Below are 14,057 nucleotides of genomic sequence, written 5' to 3' on the forward strand. Positions count from 1 at the left end.
GCGTTCCCTCCTAGGTCGGGCGGGCCCTTGTCTATATCCCTTGTTTCACTGCGGGGATGCCGCCGCGGTCCCTAACGCAAAAACATCAGGACCAAAAACAGAAGCGTTCCAAAAGGTATTTTAAAAAGATTGATTAAAAGGGTGTAACTGTTTTGCCTAAATTAAAAACAAAGGGCCTTTGGTTTGGAAAAACTCATTATGAGCCTTCCTTCATACTACTTTTAAAAGTGATATTGGTAACGCTATGTTGAGGTTTTTATGCAGGTTATTCCTGTTGAGGTGGCAGGGGGCGTTTACTATACAACAAATATCTTGTCTCCTTAATATTGAAGGCACCATAGCCTTTTTAAGAAATTGATTTTAGAGGTGCTTGCGCGGTGCAACAGATACTTTTGTCGTGAAAAGAAGGTTATTTTAAGATGTGGTTCCTATGGTGTATTCCCCAATTCATCGCTTCATTAATTAAGTTTTCAAGGGTTCTTCCGTGTGGCGTTAGTTCATACTCTACGGTAATCGGTTTGGTCTCCTTAACAGTTCTTGTAATTAATTCGTTTAATTCCAATTCCTGTAAGTCTTTTGATAATTTTTTTGGGGCAATACCATCAACAGCTCTTTTTAATTCCATAAAACGCATCGTTCCGTTTAATAATAAGGTTCCTATGATTTTAATCTTCCATTTTCCGCCCAATAATTCCATGGTATCTCCAATAGCCCTTATTTGCCCTTTGCATTGTGATGACAATTCAATTTTCTGTTTCATCTGTTGTACTATTTAATAGTGGTTTCCTTTAGGAAACTAGTTTCCTAAAGGAAAATAATACCTCAAAGATAGCAACTAGGAAGTACTTTTGTAGTATTGATTTATACTTCCTTAAAATGAAAAATAAAAAGTTTTTAACCATCCACAGTACAGTGTATGCCCTATTTGCTATAGGGTTATTTGTGATTCCCAATATTTTGTGGCCTTATTATGGAGTACAATTAAACGATAAGTATGCCGTTTTTTTATCGCAACATACTAGTATCTTTTTAGGCGGAATTGCCATTATTGGTTTTATGTTAAAAAATGTAGAGGACAATAGTGACATTGCCAAGCAGTTAATGATGAGTTTATTGTTGACCAATATCTTAGGAGTGGTAGTAACCTTGTACGCTTGTTTTACAGGAATTTTTTACGGATTAGGATGGTCAGACCCCGCCTTTTTTATTTTCCTATCGATTTTGAGTTTTCTGCAATGGAAGCGTAATTAATTAATGAAAGTTTAATTTAAAAAGTAAATATTATGGCAGTAATCATGTATGTAGATTTTCCCCACAATGGTCCATTTGGGGATGAATTAAAAAATCAATTAAGTGAGTTGGCAGAATCTATCAATCATGAACCTGGTTTAATTTGGAAGGTGTGGACAGAAAACCAAGAAGAAAAAACAGCCGGTGGAGTGTATTTATTTGATACAAGAGAAAACGCTACTAAATATTTGGCAATGCATTCTGCGCGCCTTACAGATTTTGGGTATACAAATATCAAAGGTAAAATTTCTTAGGTCAACCAAGGGCTAAGTGACATTAATAATGGTCCAATAAAATAATCGCATTGTGTAATACGAAATAACAGAAGATATGAATAATCAAAAAGATAATAATCCACTTTTATGCGATGTAACAACAGGAATGTGTGAAATGCCAATAGGCACTGGAGAAGCCAATCAAGAGTTGGTTTTGGCAGAAGAAAAACCTATTAAAATTTTATATTACACAGATCCTATTTGTTCATCTTGTTGGGGCGTTGAACCGCAACTTCATAAACTTAAATTAGAATACGGTCACCTGTTGACCATAGACTACAGAATGGGGGGCTTATTGCCGGACTGGAGTTACAACAGTGGTGGAATAAGTTCACCTAAAGATGTTGCTGGTCATTGGGACGAAGTAAGCTTGCATTATGATATGCCTATTGATGGCGATTTGTGGCTAGAAGACCCCATGTCATCATCCTATCCGCCATCAATTGCATTTAAGGCGGCACAACTGCAAGACCCTAAAAAAGCTGTTCTTTTTCTAAGGCAAATGAGGGAGTTAATGTTCTTATCAAAAAAGAACATGACCAAATGGGAAAATATTCTATTGGCAACAAAAGATACCGGTTTAGATAATGAACGCCTGTTAAGCGATTATAATGGTAAGGCTGTTTCTCTTTTTAATGAAGATTTGCAATTGGCCAAAAAAATAGGGGTACGGGGATTCCCATCCTTCATATTTAGCAATAAGGAAGGTGCATCAGAATTTATATATGGAACAAGACCGTATGATGTTTTTGAAAGTAAAGTTTTAGAACTTTTTCCAACAGCTAAAAAGAAGGCTTATGATACTTCAGCAGATTACTTGTTCGGAAAATTTAAGTCCCTGACACTAAGGGAGTTCTCAGCGCTTTCTGGTATGGACAGACAAAAAAGTAAAGAGTTTTTAGAGCAGTTGTTCGACAGTAAATGGCTCCAAAAAATACAATCTAAAAACGGAGACCTTTTCTTTAAAAGCAAAAATTGAACATAATTTTAGCAAAGGGTCACGGATAAGAACAGTTGCAGGTTTAAATACGATGAATTTCCAAAGAAAACTCGGGCCTTTAAACGTGCAACTACCTTTGGTTGGATCAAAAATCGAACAATTAGTTAAATTATAGTATGCTAGTCGTAAAAAGGAATTATAGATACTCTTTTTTCGATTATAACTATACTCCATGTTTCTTCATGGTTAGGGCTTGAAGGAACCCACACCTAAAAGATACACCCAAAACCTAAGTTTTCACGGGCATTGACACTGTAATTGGGTCCATTACGGTATGCTTGGCTTTCAAAACATTGGTAGTAGGATCTTTTAGAATAGCTTCAAATTTCTCCATGTCGGTCACTTCTATTACCAAAACCACCGAATTGGGATCATCGATATCCTGAAAGGTCTTAAGATCCGACATGACAGGACCAAATAAATCTAGCCTGTCCTGATGGCCCTTGATCCAAGTGTTAAAATCTCCTACTTTGTGTCTTGTGATGATTGTTTTTTTCATGGGTGTTTTATTTATTGTTATGTAAAGGGCAGCCTTAATTCGTATAACTAAATTCGAAATAGCGACCAGTTTTTAGTCATGCACATTATATGATGATGCTTTTTATATTGTTAGTCTTACTTTCATTAATTATAGAAATTGCCGTGGCATTTAATGCTGCTATAGGCTTTAATGGTGTCGACTTTATTTGTAAGTAGGTTTATTGGACAAAAAATTATTTTATGGCAATCGCCGCACTTGTTGGTCCCGTTAGCGGCATAATGGAAATTTTACCAAATCCTATTTTTTGGGCTAGTTCGCTAAAATCGGCAAGGGTAAAATCGTACCCTTGCGTGGTTTCTATCAACATATTTAAAGACATGAGCAGACCGAAGGAATTTTTTCTACGATCATCATCGATTATATTTTCTATGATAACCAATGCGCCTCCTTTAGGCAATGCGTTATATGCCTTTTTAATCAGCATTTTCTTGTCCTCTTTTCCCCAATCGTGTAAAATGTTGCCCATGGTAATCACATCTGCTTTTGGAAAATCATCGGTAAAAAAATCGCCAGATGTTATGATCACCTTTCCTGTCAAACCAAAATTTCTAAGATTTTCTTTGGCTATCGGTGTAACTGGAGCCATATCAAAGGTGGTGCATTTCATATGTGGGTTGTTAAGGGTCACTTGAGCCGCAAGCAACCCTCCGGCACCACCAATATCACATAAGGTTTTATAGGGTGAAAAATCAAATTGCTTGGCAAATGCTATAAAATTTGCCTTCTGAATTCCTCCCATAGCCCCCATAAATTCCCTTAGTTTTTGAGGATCGGAATATAAGGCTTCAAAAATAGGTTTCCCTTCATTTTTTGTTTCGTTTTGTGGCAATCCGGTTTTTAGACCTTCCTCCAAATCGTTCCAAAAAGGATACAAGCGATTATTGCACATGACTAACATTCCGCCTATATAACTTGCTTTGTTTTCGTCTAGGAACAGGTCTGAATCTTCTGTGTTCTTGTAGGTGCTGGTCTCCTTAAGTCCTGATCTTTGTAGGAAGCCCAAAGCTACCAGTGCGTCCAAAAAATCATAAAGACTACGATTGTGTAGTTTGAGCTTTTGTTGAATTTCCTTCCCAGATAGCGATCTATTCGCCAGGATTGTAAAAAGCCCCATATTAACTGCGGTAAGCAAGGTCTTGGCGGCAAAAAATCCCGTAGCGACCTGCATTATTTTTGAAGGATTTACTTGGGTAGTTGAAGTTGTTTCCATTTTTGGTCGTTTTTATTTTTTTTACCTGTGGACTTTAAAATCTAGAATTGAACACTAAAAATTTTGTTTTTCCTTATTACGAACCTGTGCTTTTTACACCAAAGTAAACTTGACGCTTGCTACTGTTTTTGACTTCTTTTTATAGATAATATTTTTTTTCTACTGGTTTCATTATTAAATTATAAAGTCTTTATAGGTTAATTATAACTTTAAGTTTTTGCATAGCCAATTCCTTATCCAATAGTGTTGCCCGACCGATAACAAAATTGGCGAGATAGGCTGCAAGAAGCTGTTCTTCTTACGAGATTACCCCTTATCCGCATGGCCATAGGGTTAGAAAATCAATAAATAAACACTTGGTAATGCATACCTTATTTATGAATCATTTTTGTTTTTTTTCGAATCTTAGAAACACCTTTTTCATTTAGGACTGTACGATTAAATAATTTCCATCTATCAAAATCTGGAAACCCAACATGCAAGCCACTGAATGTGGATGTCATTATATGAAGGGGATTTTAAAACTTAAGGCTAATAATATATGTGGCCAGTTATAACTATTATACAAGAAAATGATTTATCCTTTAACCTACATGCCGATTAGGACGAATAAAGGATTTAATTGTCCGAAGACATATTTTTAATTATCCAACCCTTCTATGGTAATTCGAGCTCCAAAGGACAGCCTCTTATATCCAATTAAAGTAATCGGTTAAGGGCTGATAGTACTGTGAGCAATTTAGGGTGCAGGAAGTGGAATAAATTCTATAATTAATAATTGATATTTAGTATGTTGATAGATAAAATAGCGACCTGGTTATATTTTATATATGGCAGTTTGGCCTGTAGGGATACCATATCTTATAACACCTTAAAACAGCTCCTTGAAATCGCAAAATTCAAGGTTTTTGATGTTAATTTACGAGCACCGCATTATACCAAGGAAGTGCTATTGGAATTGATGCAGCATGCCAATTTTATAAAATTTAATGATGACGAATTGTATCAGGTGGCAGATTATATGGGTTCTAAATACAATTCTATGGAACAGATTATAGACTTCGTAGCTAAAAATACTCAAACGGAAACCATTTGTGTTACCAAAGGAGCGTATGGTGCGCTTTTATATCACAAAAACAACTTTTACTATAATAGCGGCTATAGAGTTAAGGTTGTAGATACTGTTGGGGCTGGAGATGCTTTTTTATCCTCAGTTTTGTACAAAATGTTTAAGGGATAATCTCCACAAACAGCTTTAGATTTTGGTTGTGCGGTAGGGGCAATGGTAGCGAGTTACGAAGGGGAAAACCCTAACCTAACGATGGAAAACATTGAAAAGTTTATGTATCCTTCATGAATGCCGTTTTAAATCAAAGCCATAGTGCGTTCAGCTTTATTAAAAAGAAATTGACTAGGGTATGGAGCCTAAAAACCTTTTCTGTTATTCCTTAGAACAACAAGGGAAGAATGCCGAAGGAAAACGGTAAATACGGTTTTTGGGCTAAAGACGAGATATAGCCTTCGGCTTATTTATGAAGTGTATTAAAAGGGGTGTTTTTATTGCAGGCCATCGTATGTAAGAGGCGTGCTCCACCAGAAACTGGCAGAGCCGCCTCCTTAAAAATAGAAGGTTCTTTATTTAGACTTCGATTGTTTCTTTTTAAAATCATAGAGCCAATCCAAGGCCCCGTCACTATCTATCCAAATGGTCCATGCTTGGACAACATAGGATACGGCCTCATTTTCATCGCCTATTCCAATATATTGGGGCAGTGCTTTAGGAAGTTTTTTTATTCCCAATAAATAGTCTACTACAAACTTATTGCTTGTATAAGCGGCCAATAAGGCTTTTTCGGATTTTGATGTGATGCCTAATTTTTTAAAGCTGTATAAGGCATTATTATACGTCCATACTGCAGAACCGTCTGTATCCTGACTTTTTATAAATAATTCATATCTTGTCAAATCAGTTTTACCTAACAATAAGGAAGAAAGCAAATATCTAATACCTTGGTTATCTCTCGGGTTCAACGCTAGCATTTCTTCATAAATGTCAATGGCTTTATCAAATTCCTTTTGGGCAAAATAACAATCGGCAAGTCCGGCTTTTGCCCTCATATAAGGACGAGTTTCTACCATTCCCCAGAAAACGCCCTTATTTTCCTTAAAAAACTTCTTTCCAAGGGATTTTTCAGCTGCTTTAATTGCTTTTTCGTACTGTGGTATCACTTTGGTTATATCTTTTTCGATACTCGCTAAATAAATAAAGGCCTCCGCATTGTCGGGGTCTAATTCCAAGGCTTCCTTTACTAATTTCTTCCCTTTTGGTAGGGTGGTCTCGTAGGCATCAAAAACTAAATCTTGGGAACGTCCCTTTTTGTCCGTTCTTGCTGGAATGTCATCAAAGCTTTGTCCTGTAAGGCCGTTCATAAAAGCTTGTAATTCTTCGGATGATTGAATATCTCGCTTTTTTAGTTCTTCCATTAATTTAGCAAGGTCTTTTTCTGTATTCATGCTAGTTGTGTTTTTCTTTGTACCTATTGTTTTCTTTATTACATAATCTACCTGACTAGGATTGAGGCCATCATCATGGCTAGATCGTAAGTTGTCTCGACTAATGCGGTTTTTAGAAGGGTGTTACAGAATTTGGATTTTCTTGTTCTCTCAGGGCTAAATGTAGAAAAAAATCGGTTAGGAATATAAGGGAAACGTTAATCATGATTCTAGAGTTTATTCCCATTTTTGGACAGATGCTGTCAAAAGAAAATTGAAACTTCTGTCTTTTTTAAAGCCTGTTCAAAGCACTATCCATGGAATAGGACTAATTTCTGAAGCTTAATGGACCATTGTAGTTTTCGCTCAACTCATGGCGAATACTTAATTCATTAGCACTATTTCTAATCGGCAGGATTTCAATAGTAGGGTTCCAATTCTTGGCTAAAGGTATAGATTCTTATATTTTCACTCTAATGATTCCGAAATAGAAATGTCTCTTATAACAAGTATGAAGTTGCTTGAAAATTAAAGAGCACAGGGGAGTGGTAAAGCTTGTGAATTAAAGTGATGTTTTTCTTATCTTGAGACAACGTTACCAACCAAAAAGTCCTTGTACAACAAATATTTCCATGACAGTACTAGGTAGATTACGGGAGGGTATATCACAAGGAAAAACTGTAACCGGCCGTATTTCTGCTAGTGACTTCTGATGGGTTACGTAGTGATAAATATTCAAGGTGTAATGATATTTAGCTGTCATACTTCTGCTGGGCTTAGCACAGATATGTAAACTAGTCTTACAGCAGGCAGGTTTGTGTATCTTCATTGGGTTTTTCGACCAGTTTTCAGTTATGCTCATTTCAAATTAATCTATTGCTTCATTGGTACATTGATCTATTCCATTACTAATTGTTTACTGTTTATGGTTAATTGAATCCGCGTTAGGGATCGTAGCGGCATCCCCGCAGCAAGGCAAGGGATATAGCGAAGAGCCCGCCCGACGAAGGAGGGAACGCCCAAAGTAGTACGCTGAAAAACTGAACGGTTAACAGATGCCATACAAGGGGCGCATTCATCCGAATCTGTAATCCGTAAAAGTACGGTAGCAAAGGGTGTTGAATTTATCAGGATATCAAAAATACTAGCAACAATTTTGAGGTACTAACTCCCCGAAGCGATTATTGAATTAATAAGACATGAGGCAGTATTTTCTTTTTTTAGGTTTCTTTAGTGTTGTTTGTGTGTTTAAGTTAAGGAGCAGGTTAGAGTGTTGAAAACACTATAAATAAGGTTAGTATAAAAAACTAAGAGAGGTATTTTAGACGGTTTTTGTTGCGCCTTCAGTACTATGTAATAGACAATTATACGGCCTCTTTTTTTATATGCTAATGGCGAAGACGGGGTGCTTAAAGATGGTTAGGATCCAAGAAGCCAATATTAATTTGGTTTAAAAACTCAGGGGCAGTACTGCAATGAAAAGGCGGTCTTTTCTTTGGTGATGTTTCTATTGTCAAAGCCTATTATCCTTTAACAAACATAGGGTGGCGCGAGATCCTAGGCCAGAAATAAGTTTTAACGATCTGCATTTTAATCTAGGGCTTGGCTATGCTATTGCGGAAATACACTATCTAAAGGCTTCCTTTGGCTATAGATATAACAAAGTAGATAACGATAATAAGTTTTCTTATAAAGACAAGAAAACTCCGGCTGATTGAGGAATATGGGGCTTTGTGGAGTCTGTTTAAAAATTCGACCCAGCGAAGATACTAGCACTGTAAAGGTAGTCTAGGATATGCCTATGCCGCAGGCCGTCTTACTTTTATGGTGAAAGTGGAATCTAGTAAGTTCAAACAGCTTACTTATAGGTGGAATGAGGTTTTAGAAGAAGATGATAAGTCCCATTATTTGCTGCCTTTGAATCTAGAATACTTAGTATTTATCTTCTATAATAGGATTAAATAGATGTATGTGAGTGCTTGAAATAAAAGGTGTTATGAATAAATAATTGAGGTTATAACTTTTAGTTATCTAGGGAAGGCACATCGTATTCATACACCGAAAACAACCTCTTGTTCTCCGTGGCATATTTAAATCTAGATAGCTAAAAAAGGTTCTGGGATATGGGGTGTAGACAGAATTTTGGTGGGTGAATCAGCATAATGCTTTGGCAACGACCACCGTAAATAACACCAATTTAGGTCTCCGTAATTATGTGCTTCCTGCCTTTTTCGTATTAAAATCCCTAGCCGTTAGCCAGTATTTTAAAAGCAGGTTTCGCCTAAACATCGATAATGAATTTATTCACTACAATCAGGAGTACTTAGAGAATATAAAAGAATACGATTTTGCTGGCTATACGCAGCGTGATTTTTACGAGGAAACGGATTGTCCCAAATGCGGAACTAAATGCCACACATCAAAGGAATGTAAGTGTAGGCACCTTGGGGAAGATCAGTGCCAAAAATAAAATATCAATTTACGGAAAAATTACTGGGGCGAAGGCATATGCCACAGCAAGAAATGAACAGTTTTAATGTTTTCAATCCATACCGTTTATGGAGGGGCAGCAAGTTTCACCATTAGTTATTAAAATGAAAAGGATAGTATTTTAATCTTTTTAGGGCTTGTATTGTAGTATTTTGTCGCCTTCTCTACCATATCCTTTTACTTCCAGATGGTCTGTAAATAATTTTAACACCCCATAGGAGGTTTCCTCAGTATCTACCATTCCCTTAAAAGTTAAGTAGTGAATGCCATTTTTAATTCCGTAATTTCCTTCGTGGTTATGTCCATTTATATAGGCCTTTACAACAGGGTATTTCTCAAGTAAAGCTATAACCTCATGAGCATTCCACAGATTGTGAATATTTTCTGGATATACAGGAAAATGACAATAGAGTATTACCTTCTCATCTTCTTTAGACGCTTTTTCGAGTATGGTCTTTAACCAGTTCATCTGTTTTTCTCCAATGGCCCCGTTCCATTTAGGGGAGCTAATTTTATTTTGTGAGTAATAGGTGGTTGCAAAATTATATTCTCGAGAACCTTTGGCATGGGCATGGAAACTGATATCGTTGCCATTGAGTACTATAAAACGCCATCCTTTTACTTCAAAGTCGTAATATGCTGCGGGCATGCCCAATTTTGAGGGTACCTTTGCCTTTTTATCATCGGATACGGAAAAATCATGATTCCCAAGAACATGATAGCGAGGGGCTAGCAGTTTATTGTAAATGGGAGTTACTACATCAAAATTTTCCCAGTCACGATCTATAAAATCGCCCAAATGTATTGTATAAGTTAGATCTAGGGTGTTAAAATGCGTAACACAAAGCTCTAATTTCTCTTTAGAACTAGAATATTTTCGTACACCTGTGCCCTCTATATTACAATATTGGCAATCAGCAATTACGCCAATTGAAAACAGGTACTTGTCCGTTTGGAACATTTTATCTTGATTTTGTTGACCATAATTGGTAAAAAAAGTTAACTGCCCAATTAATAATACCACTAGGAGTTTCCGTATTTCCATAAGGTTATTTATTTGATTGATTTTCAATCTTAAAACTGGCACTAACAGGATAATGATCGGACAAATACCAATTGTCTTCACCATTATGCACCTTTGCAGAAGTACATTTAGCGGCTAAGCTTGATGAAACCATGATATAATCTATCCGTTCTAATCGAGAAACTAACTGTTCCATGGATTCTTTATTTATTTCAGCTAAGACCCTTCCTGGGAAGGAGCCTCTATTCTTCATTTCGTTTGTAAATTTCGGAATTACATCATATAAGGGCAGGGAAATAAATTTTGACATTACTGCATAATCCAACTGTTCATGGGCTAAGTTTCCATCCAGACCCTTTCCTACATTGGATTTTCGTAATCGATTTAAAAAGTACCCATTAGGATCGTACAGATCGGCATCGAAAGGGGAGTGGGCATTAAAATCTCCCAACACAATATAGTCTGAATTAGATTTAGAAATTGTTTCCAGTTTTTTAGAGAGGATTTGAGCCTCATTCCTTCTTACTTTTGTACTTGAGGGATTTAGATGTACAACCAGAAAATCTATACCGTTGGTTTTGCCGTGTAGCGCTCCATGATGCATTCCTTCCATTATTCTTTCTTTTATTTCAATAGGATATTTAGAGGTTAACCCTACCGAATAGCCCGTTGTTTTCAATAATACCGAATAGTCATGGCCCCATGCCTCAGCATCTTCTTTTAGCTTTTCTGGGGTATATTCACATAGCTCTTGTAACGCTACTACGGAGGGTGCTTGACTTTTGAGCCATTGTTGCACTTTCTCTCTTCTATCTTGATCTTTCCCCCAATCATATCCGTTCCAAATATTATAGGTGATTATCTTTAAATCATGTACTTTATTTTGTCCAGATACCGCTAGGGACTGAAGAGCGATAATGGTCGCGATGATGACAGTTCTTATTGTGTTCTTCATTTTTTTGATCAATTCGGTTTTTAGATATTTCGAAATCTATAAAATTATATTGGAATACCACCTTCTTAGTGGTATGTTACATTTGTTTTTTTATTCGATTCGCCCTACTGTTCTAGCTTCTTCCGTTAGTTGTTCGTCAAAATTTATGATAAGTTCGTTCAATTTGTTTACTACTTCCGGGTACTGGGCGGCCACATTCTCTTGTTCTTCTATATCGTTTTTCAGATCGTACAATGAAATAGGAAAGTTTTTATTCCTGTCAAATCCGATACTCTTGGCAATGTGCAATTTCCATTTTCCCAAGCGTACAGCTTCTACAACGCCATTGGTGGCATAATAAAACAATGGATATTCTTGAAGTCCAGTTGTGGGATTCTTAAGGAAATGTTCAAGATTCCTACCATCTATAGTTGTGTCAAGCGGTAGTTTTCCTCCTGTTAGTGCTGCCAAGGTAGGCATCAGATCCATGGTGGTAACCAGTTCATTTGAAACTGTTTTTGATGGAATTTGCGCTGGCCAAGTAATAATTCCGGGCACACGTTGGCCTCCTTCCCAGGTTTGCGTCTTCCAGCCACGAAGGGGTAGGGCAGCCCCTTCATTGATAGCCCGATGTGGACCGTTATCAGAGGTGTACACGATAATGGTGTTCTCAAAAAGCCCTTCTTCTTTTAAAAAGGAAACTATTCTGCCTACGTTCCAGTCCAGTTCAGAAATCACATCCCCATAAAGTCCGTAGGACGTTTTGCCTTCAAAATCTTCGGAAACATGCAATGGGATATGGGGCATTATGTGTGCTAGGTACACAAAGAATGGAGCGTCCTTATGGTCTTTTATGTATTTTATAGTGGCATCCGTAAAACGCTTTGTCAGGTAACGTTGCTCTGGTCCCGATTCAATTTGTTTTTCATTTTCATACAACGGCAGGGGTGGGGATTGGAAGTTAATCTCTCTGTATAAAAAAGCGTCCATGTCATTGGAATAGGGAACACCATAGAAATAATCGAAACCCTGGCGATTGGGCATAAACACGGGTTGGTGCCCTAAATGCCATTTGCCCACACAAGCTGTTTGATATCCCGCATCTTTTAGCATTTCGGCCATAGTATATTCATTTGGCGATAGGCCAGTATCGGAGAATGGACGAAGGACCGACTTATGCAGTCCCACTCGTTTGGGGTAGCTTCCCGTGAGTAGTGCGGCACGAGAAGGGGTGCATACCGTGGCCGGGACATAAAAATCTGTAAAACGAATTCCCTCTGAAGCCAGTTCATCAATATGAGGTGTCTGATAGGCCGTAGCACCATAACAGCTCAGATCGGCATACCCTTGGTCGTCAGTAAAAATTACAATAACATTGGGCTGGGTAGCTTTAGTGTCCTTTTCTTTTTTATCTGACTTGCTTTGACACGAAAATAAAAGTAGAATAAGAATCAATGATATTAAAAAATTTCTATCCATAGGTGTAAAATATTAACAAGGTTACAAGCACCTTTGAGAACAATATAAAAAGGAAAGAGAGATTAATGCCCACTTTCATCAATGGAAATTCTATTAAAGAGCAAATAAATCGAACTAATTCAGATTTCAGGCATATTCCATAGTTATTAAGACGAACACTCAGGGATTTGGATAAGGTTTTTTAACGCCCATTAGGAACACTTAACCCCACCGGTTTATTTATGGAAAAAAGGAGCTGATCATCGATGATAAGACCTGTGTTTGGAACAGACGAATTGAGGGGATAGGAATTTTATTGATTTCAGAAGTGTTCTAAAAAAGGAGGGGGCACAAAAGGTGATGGTTTTTAGTTAAATCTATGTCTTTTAAGTTTCAATCTTCATAAGAACGCTACAAGTCATCTCTTATATTAATTTGGCTTGATATTCCGTTGGCGATACACCAGTGATCTCCTTAAATTGCTTGTAGAAATAGGAAGGGCTATTGTACCCACTTAAATAAGCAGATTCCGTGATTGGAATTCGATCTTGTGATATAAGTTTACAGGCATGCCCTATACGGACTTCATTTAAAAAGGAAGAAAAGGTTTTTTTAGTTCTCTTTTTAAAATAACGACAAAAAGAGGTTTTATTCATTCCGATTAAGGAGGCGGCCGTTGTCAATTGGATGTCTTCAGTAAAATTATCCATAATATATTCAAAAACCTTGTTGATTTTATTGTCACTGTCAGTGATTGTATCTACAAATAAAGGACTCGCTAATAACTGGTAGTTTATAGATTTCGCGGCATAATTTAAAATATCAATAAACTTGATTAAGCGCTCCATTCCTTCAAGCTTTAATAAAGAAGTTATTTTTTTTGCTAAAACTTTTCGGTCATTGTCCATAAAAACAATCCCTCTTTCAGCTCTTTTGAATAGGAATTTAATGTGTTTTGCCTCTGGTAACGACATAAAGTTGATGCCTAAAAAATCTTCTGGAAATTGTATGACAATGGACACACACTTTTTTTGTAGCGGCAATTGGTCTTCAAAAAAGTTGCTTTTCCAAACATGGGGCAAATGAGCCCCGACCAAGACGACTTCCCCATCGGAAAAGGCGTCTATGGAATCTCCTATGTATCTTCCTCCTTGACCATGTTGAATATAAACTAGCTCTATCATATCATGGAAATGCCAGTGGTCGTCAAAATACTCCCTTACATCTTTTCTAATATGGAAGGCTTGTTCAATGGGGTAATTGAGTTTGTGAAAATTTGCTTTCATGGTTTTAAAATGGTCGGTTTAAGCAAATATAGAGAATGTATTTGTTAATATAATAA

14 protein-coding genes are annotated in these 14,057 nt (G+C 36.9%); 6 read left to right on the forward strand and 8 right to left on the reverse strand.

From position 1 onward, the window contains the following. Window positions 1-409: 409 nt before the first annotated feature. Complete coding sequence (locus HCG49_RS13350; RefSeq protein WP_168470037.1) at window positions 410-760, reverse strand: winged helix-turn-helix transcriptional regulator; 351 nt, start codon at window positions 758-760, stop codon at window positions 410-412. A gap of 116 nt (window positions 761-876) precedes the next feature. Here HCG49_RS13350 and HCG49_RS13355 point away from each other — a divergent pair, with 116 nt between their 5' ends. From HCG49_RS13355 to HCG49_RS13365, 3 genes are all read left to right on the forward strand, one after another. Continuing rightward, window positions 877-1,251, forward strand: coding sequence for a hypothetical protein (locus HCG49_RS13355; protein ID WP_168470038.1), 375 nt, complete (start codon window positions 877-879; stop codon window positions 1,249-1,251). Window positions 1,252-1,283: 32 nt separating this feature from the next. Continuing rightward, window positions 1,284-1,544 (forward strand): monooxygenase, encoded by a 261-nt coding sequence (locus HCG49_RS13360; protein ID WP_168470039.1) that lies wholly within the window; start codon window positions 1,284-1,286, stop codon window positions 1,542-1,544. 76 nt (window positions 1,545-1,620) lie between these two features. Continuing rightward, window positions 1,621-2,544 carry a DsbA family protein gene (locus HCG49_RS13365; protein ID WP_168470040.1) on the forward strand — a complete coding sequence of 308 codons (924 nt, stop codon included), beginning with the start codon at window positions 1,621-1,623 and terminating at the stop codon, window positions 2,542-2,544. 250 nt (window positions 2,545-2,794) lie between these two features. On the opposite strand, the gene HCG49_RS13370 is transcribed toward HCG49_RS13365, so the two are convergent. After that, window positions 2,795-3,064 carry a hypothetical protein gene (locus HCG49_RS13370; protein ID WP_168470041.1) on the reverse strand — a complete coding sequence of 90 codons (270 nt, stop codon included), beginning with the start codon at window positions 3,062-3,064 and terminating at the stop codon, window positions 2,795-2,797. A 214-nt stretch (window positions 3,065-3,278) separates the two neighbouring features. Next, a complete protein-coding gene (locus HCG49_RS13375; RefSeq protein ID WP_168470042.1) occupies window positions 3,279-4,316 on the reverse strand; it encodes a methyltransferase in 1,038 nt (345 codons plus the stop codon). A gap of 790 nt (window positions 4,317-5,106) precedes the next feature. On the opposite strand from HCG49_RS13375, the gene HCG49_RS13380 reads away from it, so the two are divergent. Beyond that, window positions 5,107-5,556, forward strand: a complete 450-nt coding sequence (locus HCG49_RS13380) for a PfkB family carbohydrate kinase (RefSeq protein WP_168470043.1) — start codon at window positions 5,107-5,109, stop codon at window positions 5,554-5,556. A 395-nt stretch (window positions 5,557-5,951) separates the two neighbouring features. Here the strand turns inward: HCG49_RS13380 and HCG49_RS13385 are convergent, their stop codons facing one another. Continuing rightward, entirely contained in the window at window positions 5,952-6,830 is an 879-nt protein-coding gene (locus HCG49_RS13385; RefSeq protein WP_168470044.1) for a tetratricopeptide repeat protein, read from the reverse strand. Window positions 6,831-8,353: 1,523 nt separating this feature from the next. Between HCG49_RS13385 and HCG49_RS13390 the strand changes: the two genes are divergently transcribed. Further along, window positions 8,354-8,527, forward strand: a complete 174-nt coding sequence (locus HCG49_RS13390; RefSeq protein ID WP_168470045.1) for a DUF6850 family outer membrane beta-barrel protein — start codon at window positions 8,354-8,356, stop codon at window positions 8,525-8,527. 431 nt (window positions 8,528-8,958) lie between these two features. Beyond that, a complete protein-coding gene (locus HCG49_RS13395) occupies window positions 8,959-9,279 on the forward strand; it encodes a hypothetical protein (protein WP_168470046.1) in 321 nt (106 codons plus the stop codon). A gap of 150 nt (window positions 9,280-9,429) precedes the next feature. Here the strand turns inward: HCG49_RS13395 and HCG49_RS13400 are convergent, their stop codons facing one another. The 4 genes from HCG49_RS13400 to HCG49_RS13415 form a co-directional block, all read right to left on the reverse strand. Next, complete coding sequence (locus HCG49_RS13400; RefSeq protein WP_168470047.1) at window positions 9,430-10,344, reverse strand: metallophosphoesterase; 915 nt, start codon at window positions 10,342-10,344, stop codon at window positions 9,430-9,432. Between the two features lie 4 nt (window positions 10,345-10,348). Next, window positions 10,349-11,278 (reverse strand): endonuclease/exonuclease/phosphatase family protein, encoded by a 930-nt coding sequence (locus HCG49_RS13405; RefSeq protein ID WP_168470048.1) that lies wholly within the window; start codon window positions 11,276-11,278, stop codon window positions 10,349-10,351. A 90-nt stretch (window positions 11,279-11,368) separates the two neighbouring features. Beyond that, on the reverse strand, window positions 11,369-12,736 hold the full coding sequence (locus HCG49_RS13410) for a sulfatase (RefSeq protein WP_168470049.1): 1,368 nt from the start codon (window positions 12,734-12,736) through the stop codon (window positions 11,369-11,371). Window positions 12,737-13,140: 404 nt separating this feature from the next. After that, window positions 13,141-14,001, reverse strand: coding sequence for an AraC family transcriptional regulator (locus HCG49_RS13415; RefSeq protein ID WP_168470050.1), 861 nt, complete (start codon window positions 13,999-14,001; stop codon window positions 13,141-13,143). Between the last annotated feature and the right edge of the window lie 56 nt (window positions 14,002-14,057).

Source organism: Arenibacter sp. 6A1 (genome assembly GCF_012272855.1).
GTDB lineage: Bacteria > Bacteroidota > Bacteroidia > Flavobacteriales > Flavobacteriaceae > Arenibacter.